This is a genomic window from Prevotella sp. AM42-24 (assembly GCF_003461825.1).
GTDB classification, from domain to species: Bacteria; Bacteroidota; Bacteroidia; order Bacteroidales; family Bacteroidaceae; genus Prevotella; species Prevotella hominis.
In genome coordinates, this window is record NZ_QTXV01000002.1 from 102012 (window position 1) to 124333 (window position 22322).

A 22322-nucleotide genomic window follows, 5' to 3' on the forward strand; every position below is an offset into this window, starting at 1 on the left:
GAAAAATGAGCAACAATCGCTATATGATGCGCGGAGTGAGCGCAGCTAAAGAAGACGTACACAACGCCATTAAGAACATCGACAAGGGTATTTTCCCACAGGCTTTCTGCAAGATTATACCTGATATTCTGGGCGGCGACCCTGAGTACTGCAACATCATGCATGCCGACGGTGCTGGAACAAAATCAAGCCTGGCATACATGTACTGGAAAGAAACGGGTGACCTCTCCGTATGGAAAGGTATCGCACAGGATGCAGTCGTAATGAATACAGACGACCTGCTTTGCGTAGGTGCTGTAGATAACATCCTCGTTTCATCTACCATCGGTAGAAACAAGATGCTCGTTCCTGGAGACGTCATCTCTGCCATCATCAATGGTACTGATGAACTCCTCCACGAAATGAGAGAAATGGGTATCGGCATCTACCCTACAGGTGGCGAAACTGCTGACGTAGGCGACCTCGTACGTACCATCATCGTAGATTCTACCGTAACCTGCCGAATGAAACGCAGCGATGTCATCAACAATGCCAACATCCGTCCGGGCGACGTTATCGTAGGTCTTTCCTCTACAGGTCAGGCTACATACGAGAAGAAGTACAACGGCGGTATGGGCAGCAACGGACTCACCTCTGCTCGCCACGATGTTTTCGCCAAGTATCTCGCTGAGAAATACCCAGAAAGTTTCGATCATGCAGTACCAAGCGAATTGGTTTATAGCGGCAAATACAAATTAACCGACGAGGTGGAAGGCGCACCTATCAATGCAGGCGAACTTGTGCTCTCACCAACCCGCACCTACGCACCAGTCATCAAGAAATTGCTCGACGAATTGCGCCCAGAAATCCACGGTATGGTACACTGTACAGGTGGTGCACAGACCAAGGTGCTCCACTTCGTAGGAGAAGACTGCAAGGTAGTGAAGGACAACATGTTCCCAGTACCACCACTCTTCAAGGCTATCCACGACTGTTCTGGCACCGACTGGAAGGAGATGTACCAGGTATTCAACATGGGTCATCGCATGGAAATCTATGTACGCCCAGAGATTGCAGAAAAGGTCATCGCCATCAGCAAGAGCTTCAATATCGATGCACAGATCGTAGGTCACATCGAGGAAGGCAAGCGCAGCCTCACCATCAAGAGCGAATTTGGAACATTCGAATATTAATCAATAGAACATTCGAATAATAATCATTATAAAATGGATAATAACAATATATTACAGAAACTGGAAGGCTTAGAGAGCCGATACGAGGAAGTTAGCACCCTCATCACCGACCCGGATGTCATCGCAGACCAGAGCAGATACGTAAAGTTGACCAAGGAATGGAAAGACCTCGGCGACATCATGGACGCTCGTAAGCGATACATCAACTGCCTCAACTCCATCAAAGAAGCCAAGGACATTCTCGCCAACGAGAGTGACCCGGAAATGAAAGAAATGGCACGAGAGGAGTTGAACGAAAACGAAGCTCTGCAGCCAAAACTCGAAGAGGAAATCAAGATAGCACTTGTACCAAAGGATCCAGAAGATGCCAAGAACGTGCAGATGGAAATCCGTGGTGGTGCAGGTGGCGACGAGGCTGCTCTCTTCGCAGGAGACCTCTTCAGTATGTACAAGAAATACTGCGAGTCTAAGGGATGGACCGTGAGTGTAACTTCAGTCTCTGAGGGCGCCGTTGGTGGATATAAGGAAATCGACTTTGCCGTAAGCGGAACAGATGTTTACGGTACGCTGAAATATGAATCTGGCGTTCACCGCGTTCAGCGCGTGCCTGCTACCGAGACTCAAGGACGTATGCACACATCAGCAGCCACAGTAGCCGTTCTGCCAGAAGCAGACAAATTTGAGGTAAACATCAACGAGGGCGACATCAAGTGGGATACTTTCCGAAGCTCAGGTGCTGGCGGTCAGAACGTCAACAAGGTGGAATCTGGTGTCCGCCTCCGCTATCCTTGGAAGAACCCAAATACAGGCGAAGTGGAGGAAATCCTCATCGAATGTACAGAGACCCGCGACCAGCCTAAGAACAAGGAGCGCGCCTTGAGCCGACTATATACATTCATCCACGACCGCGAGCATCAGAAGTATGTAGATGATATCGCAAGCCGCCGTAAGAGCCTCGTCTCTACAGGTGACCGCAGTGCGAAAATCCGTACATACAACTTCCCTCAGGGACGCGTAACAGACCACCGTATCGGATACACTACTCACGACTTGAATGGTTTCCTCGGAGGAAACATCCAGGACATGATCGATGCGCTGACCGTGGCTGAAAACGCAGAAAAATTGAAAGAAACCGAACTATAAAAATCACAAAGAATATGAATAGAAAAGAACTAGTAGAGCAGATCTTCGCAAAGAAAAGTTTTCTTTGCGTAGGTCTTGACACAGATATCGACAAATTGCCAGTTTGCATTACTGAAAGTGAAGAGATTCAGGGTGCAGAAGCTAGTATGATTTTCAAATTCAACAAGGCTATCATCGATGCAACAGCTCCTTACTGCATAGCCTACAAGCCAAACCTCGCTTTCTATGAGAGCCGTGGTGTATATGGCATGATTGCATTCGAGAACACCGTGAAGTATCTCAAGAAGTACTACCCTAACCACTTCATCATCGCAGATGCTAAGCGTGGCGATATCGGTAATACATCCAAGATGTATGCACAGACTTTCTTCAAGGAGTATGATCTCGACTCTCTCACCGTGGCTCCTTACATGGGCGAGGATTCAGTGAAACCATTCTTAGAGTATGAGGGCAAATGGGTAATTCTGTTGGCTCTTACTAGCAACAAGGGAAGCCACGACTTCCAGCTCACAGAGGATAAGGAAGGCGAAAGACTTTTCGAAAAAGTACTGAAAAAGAGTCAGGAATGGGGCAACGAAGAAAACATGATGTATGTAGTAGGTGCTACTCAAGGCAGCATGTTTGAGGACATCCGCAAGGTAGCTCCTAACCACTTCCTTCTCGTACCAGGTGTAGGTGCACAGGGTGGAAGCTTGCAGGAAGTTTGCAAATATGGCATGATCAAGGACTGCGGTCTGCTCGTCAACTCTTCTCGCGGTATCATCTATGCCAGCAATGGTGAGGACTTCGCCGAAGTAGCTGGTCAGAAGGCGAAGGAACTCCAGGAGCAAATGGCTGCAGAATTGGCAAAAATCTAAAGTAGAATTGGCTAAACTCTAAAAGAGTAACGGTCAGACTCTATAAAAAGATAAAAAGTATCTTTTAGGCGCATTGTTTCATCAAGAATGAGGCTTTGCGCCTAAAAAATAGAGGTTTGTTTGGGAAAAAAGCGAAATATTACAAGATAATTACAAGAATTCGAAACTTTTTTACTATATTTGCACCAAATAATAAAGCAAAGCAAACCAGCCGGCTGGTTAAAGCTGGCTAAAATCAAAAGAATAGATAAATATGGAATTTACCGCTCAACAGATTGCCCAGTTTGTTCAGGGCAAGGTAGAAGGTGATGAGAACGCAACCGTGAACACCTTCGCTAAAATTGAAGAAGGTAAGGAAGGTGCTATCTCGTTCCTTTCTAACCCGAAATATACTCACTACGTGTACGACACTAAGTCAAGCATCGTCCTCATTGACGAAAGCGTGGAACTGGAAAAGCCTGTCAGCGCTACGCTGATCCGCGTAAAGAATGCATACGAATGCGTAGCAAAACTGCTCCAGATGTATGATTCTATGAAGCCTAAGAAAACTGGCATTGATCCATTAGCTTTCATTTCTCCAAAGGCTAAAGTGGCTGACGGCGTTTACGTAGGTGCTTTCGCATACATCAGTGATGGCGCAGAAGTGGGTGAAGGAAGCCAAATTTATCCTAACGCATATATCGGTGAGGGTGTGAAAGTGGGCAAAAATGCGCTCATCTACCCTAACGTAACCGTATATCACGGATGCAAATTGGGCGATAATGTAACACTTCATGCTGGTAGTGTAGTTGGCTCTGATGGTTTCGGTTTTGCTCCGGGTCCTGAAGGCTACGACAAAATTCCACAAATCGGTATCGTTACCATCGAGGACAATGTAGAAATCGGCGCCAATACCTGTATCGACCGTTCTACAATGGGTTCTACCTACGTCCGTAAGGGGGTGAAGCTCGACAATCTCGTACAGATAGCCCACAATACCGATATCGGTGCAAATACCGTGATGTCCTCACAAGTAGGTATTGCAGGCAGTACCAAGGTTGGTCAGTGGTGTATGTTTGGCGGTCAGGTAGGTATTGCAGGTCATATCACCATCGGCGACAAGGTTTTCCTCGGAGCTCAGAGCGGTGTGCCTGGCAGTCTCAAGAGCGGTCAGCAACTCATCGGTACTCCTCCTATGGAGCAGCGTGCTTACTTCAAGTCGCAGGCCATCTTCCGTCGCTTGCCGGAAATGTATAAGGAACTGAACGACCTGAAGAAGCAGATTGAAGAACTAAAGAAAAAGTAATTTTTCAAAGTTAAATGTGAAGTGTTAAATGAGCGAATGCCACCAACAAGTTAACACTTAACATTTAACACTTAACACTTAACATTAAAATACATCGTTATGTCAAAACAGAAAACACTTAAAGGTAGTTTCTCGCTCTGCGGAAAAGGACTTCATACTGGCTTGAGCCTCACTGTTACCTTCAATCCTGCACCAGAGAACACTGGTTATAAGATACAGCGCATAGACCTCGAAGGTCAACCTATTATTCAAGCTGTGGCAGAGAACGTGGTTGAAACTCAGCGTGGTACAGTACTTGGCAAAGGCGATATCCGTGTGAGTACAATAGAACACGGAATGTCTGCACTTTATGCACTCGGCATTGACAACTGTCTAATTCAGGTCAACGGACCAGAGTTTCCTATCCTCGATGGCTCTGCAGCACCCTACGTAGAGAAAATTCAGAGTGTAGGAATTCAGGAACAGAATGCAGAGAAAGATTTCTATATCATCCGTCACAAGATAGAAGTGAAAGACGACAATGGTTCCGTCATCACCATCCTCCCAGATGAAGAATTCAGCATCACTGCCATGTGCTCTTTCGAAAGCAAGTTCATCAACAGCCAGTTTGCTACACTCGACAGAATGGAGAAATACGTTGAAGAGATTTCATCTGCACGTACTTTTGTTTTCGTACGTGACATCATGCCTTTGCTCCAAGCCAACCTCATCAAGGGTGGCGACCTCGACAATGCCATCGTTATCTACGAGCGTCAGGTAGAACAGGAACAGCTCGATCAGCTTGCTGACCATCTCAAGGTGGCTCGCATGGATGCTACAAAACTCGGCTATATCCAGCACAAACCATTGCAATGGGAAAACGAATGTACACGCCATAAACTGCTCGACATCATCGGTGATATGGCACTCATTGGCAAACCTATCAAGGGTCGCATTATCGCTACCAGACCAGGACATACCGTCAATAATAAGTTTGCGCGACTGATGCGCAAGGAAATCCGCAAACATGAAATCCAGGCTCCTATCTACGATCCTAACGAGGAACCAATCATGGACAACATCCGTATCCGCCAGCTCTTGCCTCACCGCTACCCTATGCAGCTCGTAGATAAGGTAATCGCTATGGGTCCTACCAGCATCGTAGGTGTGAAAAACGTAACTGCTAACGAACCATTCTTCACAGGTCACTTCCCTGAAGAACCAGTAATGCCGGGTGTACTCCAGGTAGAAGCAATGGCACAGTGTGGAGGCTTGCTTGTACTCAACCAGTTGGAAGAACCAGAACGTTGGAGCACTTACTTTATGAAACTTGACGACGTGAAGTTCCGCAAAAAGGTAGTTCCTGGCGACACATTGCTTTTCCGGGTTGAGTTGTTGGCTCCAGTACGTCATGGCATTAGCAGCATGAAAGGTTACATGTTCGTAGGCGATCAGGTAGTAGCAGAAGCAACATTCACCGCTCAGATAGTAAAAAATAAATAATAACGAGAATAAAATATGAATCAAATAAGTCCTTTAGCATTTGTTCATCCAGAGGCAAAACTCGGTGACAACAATATCATCGGTCCTTTTTGTTATATCGACAAAAATACCGTGCTAGGAGATAATAATGTACTTCAAAATAGTGTAACAATACATGTAGGTGCTCGCATCGGCAATGGAAATGAAATTTTCCCAGGTGCAAGCATCTCTACCAAGCCACAGGATCTCAAGTTCCGTGGCGAGGAAACCATCTGTGAAGTGGGCAACAACAACAGTATCCGTGAGAACGTAACCATCTCTCGAGGTACAGCCTCTAAGGGTAAGACCGTAGTGGGCAGCAACAACCTTCTGATGGAATGTGTACACGTGGCTCACGACTGTGAGTTAGGCAGCGGCTGCATCATCGGTAATTCAACCAAATTTGCAGGCGAAGTAGTAGTTGATGACAATGCTATTGTTAGTGCCAACGTACTCGTTCACCAGTTCTGCCACATCGCAGGCTATGTGATGATCCAGGGTGGATGCCGCTTCTCTCAGGATATTCCTCCTTATATTATTGCAGGTAAGGAACCGACAAAATACTGCGGTTTGAATCTCGTAGGTCTTCGTCGTCGCGGTTTCAGCAATGAGCTCATTCAGAATATCCATGAGGCTTATCGCCTTCTCTACTCTAAGGGTGTGCTGAAAGAAGGTATTCAGGAAATTAAGAACAACCTTGATGTTACTCCTGAAATTCAATACATCATCGACTTCGTAGAGACATCAAAACGTGGAATTATCAGATAATTTTCTGAAAGGAAAGAGAAAACTTTCTAAAAGGAAAAGAATTATTTCCCATGAAGAAAAGAGAAGACTTTCTAAAATAAAAGAAATATTTATCATGAAGATAAGTTTTTCTAAATAGAGAGAAAGTTTCTCAAGAAAAATTTTCTGAAAAGAAAGTAATTCTGAATCTAAAATATAAAAAAGAGGGAGTGTTTTCTGTTTAAAATTCTGGCGACAAAAAGACAGAAGACTCAAATGAACAAGATGATGTCAAAATCAGAAGGTTCAAATGAATCTGATAAGGTCAAAGAATTTAAAGTCTCAAAGAAGCTGAAAGCACTCCCTTTCCCAAAAGGGAATGATCATCTTAAACTTTAAAAGCAATAAAATGAAGACCCTCATTGTTGTTCTCGGTCCAACAGGTGTAGGAAAAACAGAGCTCTGCCTATCCATAGCAGAACATTTGCAGACACCTATCATCAATGCTGATTCCCGCCAGATTTTTAAAGAACTTCCGATAGGAACTGCAGCTCCAACTAAAGAACAGCAAAAGCGAATACCCCATTACTTTGTAGGAAATCACAATATAGAAGATTATTACAGCGCAGCCATGTATGAAGCAGATGTAATGAATCTCCTACAGAACAACCTATTCAAAAGTCACGATACTACACTTCTCACGGGCGGTAGCATGATGTATATTGATGCCGTTTGCAAGGGAATTGATGATATTCCTACTATAAGAGATGATATCCGCCAATGGATGAAGGAAAGACTGGAAAAAGAAGGTTTGGAAAAACTGGTGGAAGAACTACAAAAGATGGATCCAGAACATTACAACATCGTAGATAAGAAAAACCCACGCAGAGTAGTTCATGCACTCGAAATCTGTCATCAAACTGGCAAGACATACACATCCTTCCGTACTGCAGAAAAGAAAGAAAGACCATTCCGCATCATCAAAATAGGACTCAACCGAGATAGAGCAGAACTCTATGAGCGAATCAACCAGAGAGTACTCCTGATGATGGAAGAAGGACTTGAAAAAGAAGCAAGAAACGTATATTCTCAAAAAGGACAGACTGCTCTCAGAACTGTAGGATATAAAGAAATGTTTGCTTACTTTGATGGGGAAATAGACCTACAGGAAGCCATCCGACAAATCCAGTCGCATAGTAGAGAATACATGAGAAAGCAGTTGACATGGTTTAAAAGAGATGAAGAAATCACCTGGTTTCACCCCGACAACAGTAAAGAAATCATAAATTATATTGATACCTGCTTGCAAAAGAAATAATTTTGCTATTTTTGCACGTAAAAACGGTTAGAAAAGGAATTGAAAGATTCAAAAAGCTTTCTAAAGACTTCAGAATAGACTGATCTAAATCGATTTAAAAGTCTCTCAAGATTTCTGAAAAGACACGACCAAGTCGATTCTAAGGTCAATAAGGCATCAGAAAGTCAGAAAGCTTCGGAAATCTCTTCCTTCAATAGCCCTCAACAATAAAAAATATGAAAAAACTCAAGACATTTTTTGCCTGGTTATGGCACAAGTTCAGTGGCTTCTGGCCTTGGTATAGAAATCTATATCGAGGCAAAGCATGGTACACCAAAACCGCCATTGGACTGGTGAGTTGCATCGTCGCCTTCATTCTATATCTTGGCGCAGTAGATATCAACTTTCTGTGGCTCTTTGGAAAATCACCGGGCTATTTTTCAGGTATCCTGAATCCTCAGACAAGCGAGGCATCTGAAATCTATAGTGCTGATGGTAAACTCATCGGTAAATATTTTAATGAGAATCGTACACCAGTGACTTACGAAGAAGTCAACCCTGATTTCTTCAAAGCCCTTGTAGATACTGAGGACGAACGCTTTTACAAACACTTAGGTATCGATCCCATCGGCTTGTTCGGTGCTGTAAAAGATGCGCTCTTACACCATGACGCACGTGGTGCTTCTACCATCACACAACAGTTGGCAAAGAACATGTTCCGAGTTCGCTCACAATACTCTACAGGATTGTTGGGCAAGATTCCTGTTCTCCGTATTCTCATCATCAAGAGCAAGGAATGGATCATCGCAGCTAAACTCGAAACCGTATATAGCAAGAAGGAAATCATCACTATGTATGCTAATACAGTGGATTTCGGCTCCAACTCATACGGTATTAAGACAGCTGCCAAGACCTATTTCAATACCACTCCGTTGGATATGACTACAGATCAGGCAGCAGTGTTAGTGGGCATGCTGAAAGCCACAACCTACTACAACCCTCGTTCTAATCCAGAAAACAGTCTCGCCCGCAGAAATGTCGTATTATATAATATGGTAAGACACGGTGACCTGTCAAAGGAAAAATATAACGAACTGAAGGAATTGCCTATCAAACTGGACTTTAAGGTGGAAGAAAACTACGACGGACAGGCTAAATACTTCCGTGAAGCCGTTGCTAACTACCTCAAAGGTTGGTGCGAAGAAGAAGGATACGACCTCTATTCCAGCGGTCTGAAAATCTACACTACCATCGATACACGAATGCAGAAATATGCAGAAGAAGCTGCCATAAAACAGATGAAGCAGGTTCAGAAGAATTTCAACAGTCACTGGAGTATCAACCGAGGCAAGGCTGGCGAGGGGAAATGGTTGGGACAAAATCCTTGGCAGGACGAAAACCACAAGGAGATACCAAACTTCATCCAGGGCATCGCAGAGCGTCAGACATTCTATAAGAATCTGATGGCAAAATTCCCTAATAATCCAGATTCAGTCAACTACTATTATAAGGAATGGGTTCACCCTGTTAAGGTATTTGACTATGAAAAGGGAACTGTCACCAAGATGATGACTTCAGAAGATTCCATCAAGTACATGACTACATTCATGCACTGTGCTTTTGTGGCAATGGAACCACAGACTGGTGCAGTGAAAGCATGGGTAGGAGACATCGATTTCGATGCATGGAAATACGATAAGGTAACAGCAGAACGCCAACCGGGTTCTACCTTCAAACTCTTCGTTTATACAGAGGCGATGAACCAGGGATTGACACCATGCGACAAGCGTCGTGACGAATACATCTCCATGGATGTTTACGACAAGAAGAAACATGAAATGGTAAAATGGACTCCATCCAATGCAAACGGTTCTTTCTCGGGTGATTCCATCCCATTGAAGGGTGCGTTTGCCAAGAGTATCAACTCAGTAGCCGTAAGACTCGGACAGGAAATGGGCATCAAGCGCATCATTGAAACAGCTCAAAAGATGGGTATCAACAGTCCTTTGGAGGACGAACCATCATTGGCGCTTGGTTCAAGCGACGTCAATTTGCTGGAATTGGCATGTGCCTATAGCACCATCTCAAATAATGGCATGCATCACGATCCGGTACTAGTTACACGTATCGTTGACAAAGACGGAAAGGAAGTATATACGGGTCCTTCTACTGCCGAACAGGTGATTCCATATAAGAGCGCCTTCCTGATGCAGCAGCTTCTCAGAGGAGGTATGCTGGAACCAGGCGGTACTTCACAAAGTTTGTGGGGCTATGTAGGCGACTATAAGGATACTGAATTTGGTGGAAAGACTGGTACTTCTAATAACCATTCAGATGCATGGTTTATGTGTGTAAGTCCAAAGTTAGTCTGCGGTGCCTGGGTAGGCGGCGAATACCGTTGCATCCACTTCCGCACCGGAGCTTTAGGACAAGGTTCACGCACGGCATTACCTATCTGCGGTTACTTCCTGCAATCCGTACTCAAAGATCCAGCCTTCAAGGAATATAGGGCTAAATTTGACAAACCGAAGGATGGCGACATCACCAAGGATATGTACATGTGCGCAAGTTATGTACCGAAAGCCAAAGTGGATACTACAAGAATAGACAGTGCTGCCATGAACGAGGAAATCATTCTCGATGAAAACGGCAACCCGATTATCCGAGAGATTCCAAGCTCTGAGGAGAAAGCAAATGGTGAAAAGAAGCAGGAAGAGAATGGCGAAAAGAAAGAAAAGAAAAAAGCCAAACCTGCAGAACAGGTCATCAATTTCGACGATTTATAAAGCTTGAAAAAGATAAGTTTGCAAAAGATAAGCTTGAAAAACAAATAATTAAGCTTACAAGTGATTAAGCTTACAAGAGAAAAGCTTTTAAAGATAATAAACAATAGGACAATCGGTGGTTTCCGTCATATTACTGAAACCGCCGATTCTCTTTTTTAAGAATAACCGATATGGCTGAGAATATAGATTTACAGAACGAAGAATTGCAAAATGCTTTGCAGATCATACAATATACGCACCGCTCCCTTTTCCTTACCGGAAAGGCGGGAACGGGTAAATCTACATTCCTACGCTATATCGCAGCAAACACTAAGAAAAAGCACGTGGTGCTAGCACCTACAGGTATTGCAGCCATTAATGCAGGAGGCTCTACCTTACATAGCTTTTTCAAACTCCCCTTCTATCCCCTCCTGCCTAACGACAGCAAATATAGTGTACGCAACCTGAGAAATACCATGAAATACAGCTCAGAGAAAATCAAACTTCTCAGAGAAGTAGAACTCATCATCATCGATGAAATCAGTATGGTAAGAGCAGACATTATAGACTTCATTGACAAGATTCTAAGGGTTTACAACCGCAATATGCGTGAACCATTCGGAGGAAAACAGTTGCTTTTGGTGGGAGATATATACCAGTTGGAACCAGTAGTTAGGGAAGACGACAAGAAACTGCTCAGCCCTTTTTATTCCAGCAACTTTTTCTTTGATGCCAAAGTTTTCTATCAGTTCCAGTTGGTCAGCATCGAACTGAAAAAGGTGTACCGGCAGAGCGATCCTGTATTCATCAACATACTCGATCATATCCGAACCAGTCAGGTGGCAAACAGCGACCTCATAAAACTCAATGAGCGTGTGGGAGCCACTCTTGATGAAGGGGACTCACGACTGGCAATCACCTTATCTACCCGACGAGACACGGTAGATTTCATCAATGAAAACAAGTTGAAAGAGCTCCCAGGAGCCCCTACGCTCTTCAGGGGAACCATCGAAGGCGAATTTCCAGAAAGCAGTCTTCCTACCCCTATGGAACTCTATCTGAAAACAGGTGCCCAGGTGATTTTCATCAAGAATGATATCGACCACCAATGGGTTAACGGAACGTTAGGAACCGTCATCGGATTTGACGACGACGAAAACAGTCGAATCTATGTAAGAACAGAAAATGGGGAAGATGTGATGGTGGAACCGGCTGCCTGGAGCAATATGCGCTACCATTTCAATGAAACAGAGAAAAAAATAGAAGAAGAGGAAATCGGAAGATATACCCAATATCCACTCAGATTGGCGTGGGCCATCACCGTTCACAAAAGTCAGGGCCTCACTTTCAAACAGATAAAGATAGACTTCACTGGAGGCGTATTTGCAGGTGGACAGACTTACGTAGCACTTTCCAGATGTACCAGCCTGGAAGGAATCAGCCTTCAGGAACCTATCCGCCACAATGAAGTATTCGTAAGAAATGAGGTAAAAAAGTTTGCACGTCAATACAATGACCACAACATCATCAACAATGCCTTACAGCAAAGCAAGGCCGACAAGCAATATCACGATGCTGCAGCAGCCTTCGACAAGGGAGATATGCAGGGAGCACTAGATAATTTCTATCTTGCCATTCACAGTCGCTATGATATAGAAAAGCCGCTTGCAAAAAGGTTCATCCGGAGAAAACTGGATATTGTGAACCGTTTGAAAGATGAAAATGCCCAACTAAAAGAAGTCGTCAGACAAAAAGACGAAGAACGAAACAAGTTGGAAGATTACCTCAAGAAACTGGCTACAGAATTTGTGATTCTTGGAAAAGAATGTGAGAAAGAGAATATGAAGGGGGCAGCCATTAATAATTATAAAAAAGCCCTCGAACTCTATCCGACACATCCTGAAGCCATGAGAAGATTGAAAAAAATAAATAAAAATGATTCTAAAGAATAAACCTTGAAAAATGAAAAGAAGAAGACTGAAGACAAAAAGAATAGCAGCACTCCTGCTCATCCTACTCACCATCATCGCTTTCTGCCTGAGAGGATGCATCAGCAAGTGTTCAAGTACAGATACAGAGAAGAAAGATTCTGTAACAAGCGTACATCTGAATGAGGTATTAAACAATAAGATGTCAGACGGGAAGGAATACAAGGAGTTTGACTCTCTTGTAGAACGTTATCTGAAAAGATGGGAAATCAATGGAGCGCAGCTCGTCATTTCCCGCAACGATTCCCTCCTCTATGCACGAGGATTTGGCTATGCTGATAAAGAAAAAGGAATCCTGATGCAGCCCAATATGGTGATGAGATTCGCATCTGTTTCCAAACTCATCACAGCCGTAGGTGTCATGAGATTGGTGGAGATGAAGAAAGTCAGGATGAGCGACAAAGTCTTCGGTCCGAAAGGAATTCTCAACGATACGACCTACAACAACAGCATCAAGGACAACAGATACTACGATATAACCGTAGAACAGTTGCTCAGACACAATGCAGGTTTTACCAACGGAGCAGGAGACCCGATGTTCTCTACAAGATACATTATCATGCAAAATCACCTCACTACTCCACCCGACCATAAGACACTGCTGAAAATCCTACTGAAAAGGCGACTCGGATATACGCCAGGTGAAGGAAGATGCTACTCCAATTTGGGATATATGCTCCTGTCAGAGATCATCGCAAAAAAATCAGGAATGAAATATGCCGATTTCATGCAGAAATACGTATTGCATCCGGCTGGCTGCTATGATATGCACATTGCAGGCACCTACTACGAAGATCGCCGACCTAACGAGGTGAAATATTACATGCATCAGGGTTCTGAAAATGTATATGAATACAACAATAGTGGCAGAATGGTACCTCGCTGTTATGGAGAGAACGATGTTCCAAGACTGGAAGGTGCCGGTGCCTGGTGCGGTTCGGCAGCAGAATTATCAAGACTCATCGCTTGTATCGACGGAATGCCACACGTCAAGGACATTCTCAGTAAGAAGAGCGTAGAATTCATGACACGCGAACAGCCAGAACATAATTTCTCTATCGGTTGGAATTTCACTGCCAAGGGAAGACCTTGGATCAGAACAGGTTCTCTATCAGGAACATCCGCTCTCATCCTGAAATATCCTGATGGACAATGCTGGATTCTGATCACCAACACCTCCACCTGGAAGGGACATGGTTTCTCCAATGACTCCATGGCATTCTTCGAAAAACTGAGAAAGAAATACATGGCAGATATGCCAAAGAAAGACCTGTTTACGCATTTGAAGAAATAAGAAAATAAAAAAGTCATTTGTAAGCCCTACATAAGAGGACTTGACAAATGACTTTTCTTTTTGCCGTACTATGAATAATATCAAGCAATTATTCTTTTCTTTTCCAGATATTCCCTACCTTTCTGCGAATCGCCACAATATTGAGCAGCGAAACAATCAGAAACAATACCGCTCCCAATCCAAAGGCAGGCAGCATACTGCCATCCTCCATATCAGGATACAAGGCCTCAATGAAATCCATATAATAGTTGCGGATAAAGAAAAGAGCTATCCAGGCTATTATCAGCACAGCCACATTCAGACCCATGGTCAATATCTGATAAGGTTTTGAAACCTGCGCAGGACTATAGCCGATAAGCAGCAGATTTTCCAACTTAGATGAGTTTTTCTGAACCAGCAGATAGATACTCAGCATAAGAATATAAAAACTCAAAGCAGAAATCACCAAACCGATGACCATCACCATCATCACGATCATACGGAGGAAATAGGTAGTCTTCTCAGCATCCAACTTATCCGTTTCCACCTCATAACCATGATTATCGAGATATTGACTGATATTCTCATCCGCAGGATTTCCCACCTCCACAATCAAACGAGTAGGATCACTATGATTATCGGGAGCAAATTCCTGATTACTCCAGTCCATAAATGCCTGAGGAACGAGGATTGTATTCAGACGGGAAGAGAAACCAATCACCTTACCCTTAAACTGTTCCTTCTTACCTCCTGCTTGAATGAAAATCTGAAAATCAATCATGCCCATCAGTCCATCACTGATTTTAGGGAGAGAATGACTCTGGGCAAAACCGAAATTATACATATTAATATAGGTACGAGGCAGAATAATCGGAACCTCATGTGCCCCAGGCTCATATTTCCAGTCTTTCAGAGGAACATCCACAAAACCATCCGGAACACTCTCGAAGAACAGTTCTGAGTTGAGTACATTCACACCGTTCACGCCCATAGAAGCATCCACTTTGTATTCAGTAGAAGTAAATTTACCTATTTTCTTCACAAACTTCTGCGATGAAATCTCATCAATCTCACTACCCGCAAAACTGTTGGTTCTACCACTGATCGTATTCCCCATACCGATTTTCTTACTCATGATAAGATAATCAGCCTTCATAAAACTATCTTGCTGAGTGAACACAGGCAAGACATCCTGATAAAACTGAAAGCCGAAAAGAACAATCAGCATACCAAATAGATTGGCAAAAGCAAAACCAGCAAACTGCGAGATACTGATATGTTGTCTAAGTAATTTCCAAACTAAATTCATAACACCAAAACTAAACTATAATCTTACAATCTTTTCGTAGGCAAGATCCATGTGCTTACCGATACTGGTCACGATGACACCAGCCCCCTGTCTGCCCGCTTCTTCCATCATGATATTTCCCATGATGCGAGAATTGGTATCATCCAGGTGACTGATAGGCTCATCAGCCAAGATAAAATCGAAAGGCTGACACAGTGCACGAATCATAGCCACACGCTGCTGCTGACCAAAGGACATACGCCCTATCTTGGAATCCACCTTATCAGCAATGCCCAATCTTTCAAACCATTGTAGGATGGTATCTTTCTGCTGAAATCCTGTGATTTTGTTTTTGATTTCAACATTCTCCATCGCCGTGAGTTCTGGGAAAAGACGAAGTTCCTGAAAGAGATGACTGATATGTCGCTTTCTCACCTCTACCCAATCTTTCACCTGATAATGAGCGGTCACATCCTTGTCAAACAACACACTTCCGCTATAGTCGTGACGATACCCCAAAACATAACTGCAGAAAGTACTCTTACCCTTTCCGCTGTCTGCTTCAACAAGATAAAGATGCCCTTTCTCAAAAGAGACATCCTGCTGCCAGATCTCCGAATCAAGATCATTGCGCTGCGCAAAGACCTGAGGGAGAACAGATTGAAACTGAATTGTTTCCACTTTGATATATATTTAAAAAACTTAGTTATTTATATTTTAAAAACTTAGTTTACCATTACTTCAATGTATATACGACGGAATTGAGATTTCCGAAAATCGGACTCAGCAGAGAAGTAACTGCCGCCATGGCATCACCGCTGTTACCAGTTTTGTTGAGATTGATAACCATCGCCAACTTCTGCCCTTTGATTTCTTTTCTGATATCCGCAGAAACCGGATGATTAGAACGCTTGATGGCATAGGAAGCAAGCAGCTCGTCACTTCCGCTAAAGAACTGTTTGTCATCGCTAACACCGAAATAGAAAGACGTTTTCCCATCCGTGTAATAATAGGCATTCTTCCCCCAGTCGGCAATAGAAGCCCCCTTAGGACATGACTCTTTCCAGTAATCTACATCTGCCAACCACTGATAATGAGCCAATTGCGCAGCCATCGTCATCTTCAGATTAGCATCAGAGAAAGAAGGTAGTACGATAGCCATATCACCATTCACACTCCTGATGATATTATCCATATCAATAGCCGCATTGATGCCAAGTAAAAGCTGTTGGATACCCTTATTGGTCTGCATCATCGGCAGGAATTTCTTACCATCCACATTCATGAAGATACCAGCAGTAGCATCATCAGGCATCGATTCCAGATACTTGCCCTGTATAGGACGGTAAGAAGCAACCGCAGACTGGAGAGCCTGATTGATATCAGGATTGAAAGAGAAAGTCTTGCCTTTGATTCTGAGCATACCCTTCTGTAGATTCATTTCGGCAGCAATGATGATTTGAGAAGCATCCGCATTCTTAGGAGCGCCCAAGGTGAAAGGAGCCACAAACTTCTCTGGCAAAGCCTGAGCCTGAGCCACTAATGCCATCGGAGAAGAGATTGAATCGAGACGTTCAAACATCGGAGAAGACTGGATGCCATGTTCTTCGTCAGCCTTCAGATACTTGATCATCATGCGTTGCAGTTCAGCCTGAGCATCAGCAACAACAGGTCCCATGATGAGGAGTGCCTGATCTGAGAAACCTACCAACCAGGAATTCTTGAGCACAGAAAAATGAAAGCCTTTCTTTTCAGTTACATTTTCGCAAAGTTTCTGTTCCTTCGATAATTTGTTTAACCAATCTTCCAAATCGGCAGCATCAGAAACCTTTGCACAAAGTCCCAAGTTCCCATCAACAGTCTCAAAGAGATACATTTTTTCAGAAACATCAATGCCACAATCAGTCACATCCTCCACATGAAGCAAAGACTTCAATACACCAGTCTTACTGGCTTGCGGATTACTCTCAGCCATTTTCTGCATATCAATGGAGATGAGTGCAGAACTGTTGGCAGGAATAGCGTTGATATAATCAGACCCAGAACAGGAACAGAAAAATACCATTCCCGTAATCAGCCAGGCAAGTGCCATGCTGATATTCATTTTTTTCATCAGTTCCATTATATAAATTAAATTAAATGCGTCGAGCCAAATTAGCCATAGCCACAGCCATCAGACCAGCGGTCTCCGTACGTAATCGGCTGGTACCAAGACTCACCGATACATATCCATGTTGCAAGGCCAACTGCACCTCTTCGATAGAGAAATCCCCCTCCGGACCCACGAGAATCGTCACATCCCCCTCATGATCCAAAGGCTTCTGGAGTTCAGCAAACAAGTCCACCTTGTCTATCTCCTCATAGCAGTGGCAGATATATTTTTTCCCCGTGCGAGGCTGGGCTATAAACTCCTTAAAAGGAATCATCTCATTCACCACCGGTTTCCAAGCCTTATGGCTCTGCTTGACGGCAGAAACAACAATCTTGTCCACGCGGTCCACACGAATAGTCTTGCGCTCAGAAAATTTGGCAGAGAGGAAAGAGAGTTCATCAAAACCGATTTCCGTAGCCTTTTCAGCCATCCATTCGATACGGTCCATCATCTTCGTAGGCGCAATAGCCAGATGCACCTTTCCCTTCCAGGCAGGCTGTTGAGGGAAGGTCTCCAATATCTGATAGAGACAGTGCTTACTGGAGGCGAGGCTAACTTCAGCACGATAGAAGTTCCCCTCGCCGTCCATCAGATTTATCTCATCACCCGAGGTGAGGCGCAACACTTTCAGTGCATGCTTAGCCTCCTCCTGAGGCAATTCAGTCACTTTGCCTGCATCAGGCACAAAAAAATATCTTATCTCTTTCATTCGTGCTTATCTTTATGTCTTTTATTGAGTTCATCCCGCAAATTGGAAGCCATCTCATAGTTTTCAGTCTCAATCGCCATCTGGAGAGAATTCTTGAGCAACTTTTCAGAGAGTACGGATAAAGGAAGTCCAACCTTCGTAGCACCCGTTACGTAAGGAATTGAATGAAGGCGCATCACCTCTGCCGAAGCATAAATATGAAGCTTGCAGGCAACAGACATAAAAATTCCATCACTACATCTGATAGGGAAAGACTTCTGTGTCAACCGATCATAAATTTCAGTTTGATAAACACCATCTTTGACACCATTGATCCTGACCTCCAGCGAACTCTTATCCCGCGTAGCTAAGATATCATTCACCACACTGGGGAAAAGCATCTGGGTCTCAGGCCTATCCGTCATATACTTCATGATCAGATCACGCATCTCCAGCTCACAAGAAACGACAATCTGTCTTGTCTCTGTAGCATTAACCAAAGACACCAGAGCCACATCCTTGATTCCCAAAATCTCGGAAACACTTTTAATTAATAATAAAGAGTCCATAAATAATCATCTCCTATAAAAAATCACACATTAGTTCAGCTTCTTGGGTTTAAACAAGAAAGCAAAGAGTACGGCTACAACAAGCGCATAACCGGCAAAAATCAACCAGCAACTTCTCCAATCGCCCATCAGATAACCCTGTTCGTTGAACTGGCAATAATGATTGATCACCTGTCCAGCCAACAGCGTACCGATCGTAGCACCCAGACCATTCGTCATCAGCATAAACAGTCCCTGAGCAGATGCCCTAATCTTCGGGTCGCATTTCTGGTCAACAAACAAGCCGCCCGAAACATTGAAGAAGTCGAAAGCCACACCATATACGATGCAGGAAGCCACAAAGAGGATGACACCAGGGAAAGCAGGATTACCCAATCCGAAGAATCCAAATCGGAGCACCCAGGCAAACATGGCTATCAACATCACCACCTTGATACCAAAACGCTTCAGGAAGAACGGAATCAGCAGGATACACAGTGCCTCAGCCACCTGAGATATAGAAACCAACAGAGTAGCATTATTGGCAGCAAACGTATCTATCATAGCAGGATCTCCCTTGAAACTGGTAATAAAAGGAGTAGCATAACCATTGGTCACCTGCAGAGACATGCCCAATAGGCAGGAGAAAATAAAGAACAGCGCCATCTGCTTAGACTTAAACAGTTTGAAGGCATCCAGTCCCCACATCTCCGCAATACTCTGGTTTTCCTTCCTTACTATCTTACACTGAGGCAAGGAATAGCAATAGAGGAAAAGCACAAAGCTCATCAATCCCGACATGAGGAACTGCAGATGCGTATATTGGAACTTATTTGCATTTTCTATAAGGAGGAAAGAGAAAGAACCGTCTTCCCATGTCGCACAATTCACCACCCACATCATGAGGATGAAGCCGACAGTACCGAACACACGGATAGGTGGGAAGTCCTTCACCGTATCCAGTCCATGATCCTTGAGAATGGTGAAAGCAGCCGTGTTTGACAGTGCGAGTGTAGGCATATAGAAAGCCACACTGAAGGTATAGACAGAAATAAAGAGCACCTCGTCCGGTTGAGCCGCAGCCTGTCCCATAGCAAAGAGCGCACACATCCCCAAACCTGCTAAGAGATGGCAATATCCGAGGAGGCGTTGAGGCTGAATCCATTTATCAGCAACAATACCCATCAAGGTAGGCATAAAGATAGACACTATTCCCTGAATAGCGTAAAACCAGGCAATTTCGGCACCCATGCCAGCTTTGCCAAGATAATTACCCATAGAAGTAAGATAAGCTCCCCAGACAGCAAACTCTAAGAAGTTCATCACTGCCAAACGTACTTTTAAATTCATGCTATTATATTTTTTTAAGTTTAATTCAAAATGCGTTTTTATAAAATGCAAAGATAATGAATATTCTTGAAATAAAACAAGAAAATAAAAAAATCTCATGAAGTTATGGTCTATATTTAACAAATTATGTGTAATTTTGCAGCCAAATTAAAACAGAAAGACAGATGTTATTGAATTTTTTTGCGACGTGCAACAAGATTGGGGCTTTCACCTTGGGAGGAGGCTATGCCATGATCCCCATCATGGAGAGAGAGTTTGTGGATAAAAACAAGTGGATGGACAAACAGGAGTTCATGGACATCATGGTAGTAGCGCAGACCACTCCGGGAATATTTGCCATCGACATGGCCAGTCATATCGGATATAAATTAAAAGGAGTATGGGGAGGCATCGTGGGCGCCATCGGTATAGCCTTGCCATCAATCATCGCCATCCTCATCATCGCTATGTTCTTCCAGCATTTCAAGGACAATTACTGGGTGGCTAAGTTTTTTGCAGGTGTAAGACCAGCTGTAGTAGCCCTGATAGCAGCACCTTGTTTTAAGATGGCAAAGACAGCCAATATCAATAAGTACAATTTTTGGATACCGATCGTATGCTGTGCGCTCATCGCATTGCCGATATTCGCCGTATCCCCTATTTATGTCATCATCGCTGCCGGTGTACTCGGTTGGCTTTATGGCAGAATCATCAAAAAGGACAAATAAAAAGCAAGTATGATTTTTCTGAATTTATTTCTCACGTTCACAAAGATAGGAACATTCAATTTTGGCGGAGGCTATGCCATGCTTTCGCTCATCCACAATGAGACAGTAGTAAAAAATCACTGGCTCACGAATGCCGAGTTCACGGACATCGTAGCTATCAGCCAGTCCACACCTGGACCAATCGGTATCAACTGTGCCACTTATGTAGGTTACACCTCCGTACTTCATGCAGGCTATTCCCATTGGGTAGCCTGTATAGGTTCATTCATAGCCTCCCTTTCAATCATATGGTTACCCTTTATCATCATGATTTTAATCAGTCGGTATTTAATGAGCCACAAGGATTCCAAGGATGTGCAGAACATTTTCAGCGGTCTCCGTCCAGCCATTATAGGTCTGATAGCCGCCGCAGCAGTATTATTGATGAACAAGGAGAATTTCGGTTCGCCAGAAGAGAGTCCATACCAGTTTACCATCAGCATACTCCTCTTTGCCTTCGCCTTTTATTTCACAAAAGTAAGGAAGACGAATCCTATTTTAGTCATGCTGCTTTGTGGTCTCATCGGAATATTCATATTATAGAAAAGCATGATAAACAAACCGATGAGAAATATTTAAGAAATATGAAGCTTAACAAAATCCATCATGTAGCCGTGATTTGTTCCGACTATGCGAAATCCAAGCATTTCTACACAGATGTGCTCGGAATGAAGATTATGAGTGAAAACTATCGTAAGGAACGTGACTCCTGGAAAGCTGACTGCTGGCTTGATGACAACTATATCATCGAGTTATTCTCCTTCCCTAACCCACCAGCACGTCCTTCCTATCCGGAAGCAGCCGGTCTGCGCCATCTTGCTTTTGAGGTAGATGACCTTTTGGAGACAATTGATGAACTAGACAGTAAAGGCATCGTGCATGAACCCATTCGCACGGATGAATATACAGGCAAGCGATTTGTATTCTTCAGTGACCCAGATGGTTTACCGATAGAACTGTATGAAAAATAAAGATTCCGTTTAATCGTATTTGAAAAAATGCAGCAAATAAACATCCAATATTACAACTCGCCCTGCGGAGAGTTAATTCTGGCATCAGTGGGTGATGATTTGTGTCTTTGTGATTGGAATAAAATGCCATGTGCAGAGCACAATAAAAATAGACTTACAAGGTATATGAATGCAGATTTCAAGATTGAAACATCTCTTGTTCTGGAACAGACCAAGCTGCAACTGGATGAATATTTTTTGGGCACCCGCAGGTCATTCGAAATTCCATTGTATCCTGTAGGAACAGATTTCCAGAAAAAAGTATGGAGTGCTTTGCTCGAAATACCATACGGTGAAACTAGAAGCTATAAGGACATAGCTCAAAATATAGGCAATCCTAAGGGAAGCAGAGCCGTAGCAGGAGCTATCGGAGTCAATGGCATCAGTATTCTTATTCCTTGCCATCGCGTTATCGGCAGCAACCGTTCCCTGACAGGTTTTGCCGGAGGACTGGAAGCTAAGAGAATTTTGCTGGAGCTGGAGACAGAATAATCATAAAAGCATTCCATCATTTGTAAATTCAATAAGATTTGT

At 43.6% G+C, this 22322-nt stretch carries 20 protein-coding genes; 14 read left to right on the top strand and 6 right to left on the bottom strand.

Going from position 1 to position 22322, the window contains the following annotated elements; genetic code table 11:
- Positions 1-23: 23 nt before the first annotated feature.
- From DW917_RS01330 to DW917_RS01375, 10 genes are all read left to right on the top strand, one after another.
- Complete coding sequence (locus DW917_RS01330; RefSeq protein ID WP_118115874.1) at positions 24-1172, top strand: AIR synthase-related protein; 1149 nt, start codon at positions 24-26, stop codon at positions 1170-1172.
- A 33-nt stretch (positions 1173-1205) separates the two neighbouring features.
- Positions 1206-2315: a peptide chain release factor 1 gene (gene prfA / locus DW917_RS01335; RefSeq protein WP_022110832.1), complete on the top strand. Its 1110-nt coding sequence runs from the start codon at positions 1206-1208 to the stop codon at positions 2313-2315.
- 14 nt (positions 2316-2329) lie between these two features.
- Entirely contained in the window at positions 2330-3172 is an 843-nt protein-coding gene (gene pyrF / locus DW917_RS01340) for an orotidine-5'-phosphate decarboxylase (RefSeq protein WP_118115742.1), read from the top strand.
- A 253-nt stretch (positions 3173-3425) separates the two neighbouring features.
- Positions 3426-4457 carry a UDP-3-O-(3-hydroxymyristoyl)glucosamine N-acyltransferase gene (lpxD, locus tag DW917_RS01345; protein WP_118115744.1) on the top strand — a complete coding sequence of 344 codons (1032 nt, stop codon included), beginning with the start codon at positions 3426-3428 and terminating at the stop codon, positions 4455-4457.
- 99 nt (positions 4458-4556) lie between these two features.
- Complete coding sequence (locus DW917_RS01350; RefSeq protein ID WP_263011543.1) at positions 4557-5939, top strand: bifunctional UDP-3-O-[3-hydroxymyristoyl] N-acetylglucosamine deacetylase/3-hydroxyacyl-ACP dehydratase; 1383 nt, start codon at positions 4557-4559, stop codon at positions 5937-5939.
- Between the two features lie 15 nt (positions 5940-5954).
- The gene (gene lpxA, locus DW917_RS01355; protein WP_118115748.1) at positions 5955-6725 is read left to right on the top strand and encodes an acyl-ACP--UDP-N-acetylglucosamine O-acyltransferase; all 771 of its coding nucleotides are present in this window, start codon (positions 5955-5957) and stop codon (positions 6723-6725) included.
- A gap of 367 nt (positions 6726-7092) precedes the next feature.
- Positions 7093-8001 (top strand): tRNA (adenosine(37)-N6)-dimethylallyltransferase MiaA, encoded by a 909-nt coding sequence (gene miaA, locus DW917_RS01360; protein WP_118115876.1) that lies wholly within the window; start codon positions 7093-7095, stop codon positions 7999-8001.
- Positions 8002-8216: 215 nt separating this feature from the next.
- On the top strand, positions 8217-10766 hold the full coding sequence (locus DW917_RS01365; protein ID WP_118115750.1) for a transglycosylase domain-containing protein: 2550 nt from the start codon (positions 8217-8219) through the stop codon (positions 10764-10766).
- 170 nt (positions 10767-10936) lie between these two features.
- Positions 10937-12697 carry an AAA family ATPase gene (locus tag DW917_RS01370; protein WP_199545457.1) on the top strand — a complete coding sequence of 587 codons (1761 nt, stop codon included), beginning with the start codon at positions 10937-10939 and terminating at the stop codon, positions 12695-12697.
- A 10-nt stretch (positions 12698-12707) separates the two neighbouring features.
- Positions 12708-14027: a serine hydrolase gene (locus DW917_RS01375; RefSeq protein WP_118115752.1), complete on the top strand. Its 1320-nt coding sequence runs from the start codon at positions 12708-12710 to the stop codon at positions 14025-14027.
- Positions 14028-14115: 88 nt separating this feature from the next.
- Here the strand turns inward: DW917_RS01375 and DW917_RS01380 are convergent, their stop codons facing one another.
- Genes DW917_RS01380 through DW917_RS01405 form a run of 6 tightly spaced genes read right to left on the bottom strand, consistent with a single transcriptional unit; the run spans position 14116 to position 20032 of the window.
- Positions 14116-15315, bottom strand: coding sequence for an ABC transporter permease (locus DW917_RS01380; RefSeq protein ID WP_118115754.1), 1200 nt, complete (start codon positions 15313-15315; stop codon positions 14116-14118).
- 15 nt (positions 15316-15330) lie between these two features.
- Positions 15331-15975, bottom strand: coding sequence for an ATP-binding cassette domain-containing protein (locus DW917_RS01385; RefSeq protein WP_118115757.1), 645 nt, complete (start codon positions 15973-15975; stop codon positions 15331-15333).
- Positions 15976-16030: 55 nt separating this feature from the next.
- Positions 16031-17407 (bottom strand): DUF4836 family protein, encoded by a 1377-nt coding sequence (locus DW917_RS01390; protein WP_370453499.1) that lies wholly within the window; start codon positions 17405-17407, stop codon positions 16031-16033.
- Between the two features lie 22 nt (positions 17408-17429).
- Positions 17430-18155: a 16S rRNA (uracil(1498)-N(3))-methyltransferase gene (locus tag DW917_RS01395; RefSeq protein WP_118115761.1), complete on the bottom strand. Its 726-nt coding sequence runs from the start codon at positions 18153-18155 to the stop codon at positions 17430-17432.
- On the bottom strand, positions 18152-18703 hold the full coding sequence (locus tag DW917_RS01400; protein WP_118115763.1) for a bifunctional nuclease domain-containing protein: 552 nt from the start codon (positions 18701-18703) through the stop codon (positions 18152-18154). Before DW917_RS01400 ends, DW917_RS01395 begins: the two co-directional genes overlap by 4 nt.
- Positions 18704-18733: 30 nt before the next feature.
- A complete protein-coding gene (locus DW917_RS01405; protein ID WP_118115765.1) occupies positions 18734-20032 on the bottom strand; it encodes an MFS transporter in 1299 nt (432 codons plus the stop codon).
- A 164-nt stretch (positions 20033-20196) separates the two neighbouring features.
- Between DW917_RS01405 and DW917_RS01410 the strand changes: the two genes are divergently transcribed.
- Genes DW917_RS01410 through DW917_RS01425 form a run of 4 tightly spaced genes read left to right on the top strand, consistent with a single transcriptional unit; the run spans position 20197 to position 22280 of the window.
- On the top strand, positions 20197-20739 hold the full coding sequence (locus DW917_RS01410; RefSeq protein ID WP_118115767.1) for a chromate transporter: 543 nt from the start codon (positions 20197-20199) through the stop codon (positions 20737-20739).
- A gap of 9 nt (positions 20740-20748) precedes the next feature.
- On the top strand, positions 20749-21321 hold the full coding sequence (locus DW917_RS01415; RefSeq protein ID WP_118115769.1) for a chromate transporter: 573 nt from the start codon (positions 20749-20751) through the stop codon (positions 21319-21321).
- A 41-nt stretch (positions 21322-21362) separates the two neighbouring features.
- Positions 21363-21749 (top strand): VOC family protein, encoded by a 387-nt coding sequence (locus DW917_RS01420; RefSeq protein WP_118115771.1) that lies wholly within the window; start codon positions 21363-21365, stop codon positions 21747-21749.
- Between the two features lie 27 nt (positions 21750-21776).
- A complete protein-coding gene (locus DW917_RS01425; protein WP_118115773.1) occupies positions 21777-22280 on the top strand; it encodes a methylated-DNA--[protein]-cysteine S-methyltransferase in 504 nt (167 codons plus the stop codon).
- The last annotated feature ends 42 nt before the right edge of the window (positions 22281-22322 follow it).

Coding starts and splice junctions, on each gene's coding strand:
- DW917_RS01380 (WP_118115754.1), bottom strand. CDS start 15,315: ATGAATTTAGTTTGGAAATTACTTAGACAACATATCAGTATCTCGCAG.
- DW917_RS01405 (WP_118115765.1), bottom strand. CDS start 20,032: ATGAATTTAAAAGTACGTTTGGCAGTGATGAACTTCTTAGAGTTTGCT.
- miaA (WP_118115876.1), top strand. CDS start 7,093: ATGAAGACCCTCATTGTTGTTCTCGGTCCAACAGGTGTAGGAAAAACA.
- DW917_RS01375 (WP_118115752.1), top strand. CDS start 12,708: ATGAAAAGAAGAAGACTGAAGACAAAAAGAATAGCAGCACTCCTGCTC.
- DW917_RS01370 (WP_199545457.1), top strand. CDS start 10,937: ATGGCTGAGAATATAGATTTACAGAACGAAGAATTGCAAAATGCTTTG.
- DW917_RS01400 (WP_118115763.1), bottom strand. CDS start 18,703: ATGGACTCTTTATTATTAATTAAAAGTGTTTCCGAGATTTTGGGAATC.
- pyrF (WP_118115742.1), top strand. CDS start 2,330: ATGAATAGAAAAGAACTAGTAGAGCAGATCTTCGCAAAGAAAAGTTTT.
- DW917_RS01350 (WP_263011543.1), top strand. CDS start 4,557: ATGTCAAAACAGAAAACACTTAAAGGTAGTTTCTCGCTCTGCGGAAAA.
- DW917_RS01420 (WP_118115771.1), top strand. CDS start 21,363: ATGAAGCTTAACAAAATCCATCATGTAGCCGTGATTTGTTCCGACTAT.
- DW917_RS01395 (WP_118115761.1), bottom strand. CDS start 18,155: ATGAAAGAGATAAGATATTTTTTTGTGCCTGATGCAGGCAAAGTGACT.
- DW917_RS01425 (WP_118115773.1), top strand. CDS start 21,777: ATGCAGCAAATAAACATCCAATATTACAACTCGCCCTGCGGAGAGTTA.
- DW917_RS01410 (WP_118115767.1), top strand. CDS start 20,197: ATGTTATTGAATTTTTTTGCGACGTGCAACAAGATTGGGGCTTTCACC.
- DW917_RS01390 (WP_370453499.1), bottom strand. CDS start 17,407: ATGAAAAAAATGAATATCAGCATGGCACTTGCCTGGCTGATTACGGGA.
- lpxA (WP_118115748.1), top strand. CDS start 5,955: ATGAATCAAATAAGTCCTTTAGCATTTGTTCATCCAGAGGCAAAACTC.
- prfA (WP_022110832.1), top strand. CDS start 1,206: ATGGATAATAACAATATATTACAGAAACTGGAAGGCTTAGAGAGCCGA.
- DW917_RS01365 (WP_118115750.1), top strand. CDS start 8,217: ATGAAAAAACTCAAGACATTTTTTGCCTGGTTATGGCACAAGTTCAGT.
- lpxD (WP_118115744.1), top strand. CDS start 3,426: ATGGAATTTACCGCTCAACAGATTGCCCAGTTTGTTCAGGGCAAGGTA.
- DW917_RS01330 (WP_118115874.1), top strand. CDS start 24: ATGATGCGCGGAGTGAGCGCAGCTAAAGAAGACGTACACAACGCCATT.
- DW917_RS01415 (WP_118115769.1), top strand. CDS start 20,749: ATGATTTTTCTGAATTTATTTCTCACGTTCACAAAGATAGGAACATTC.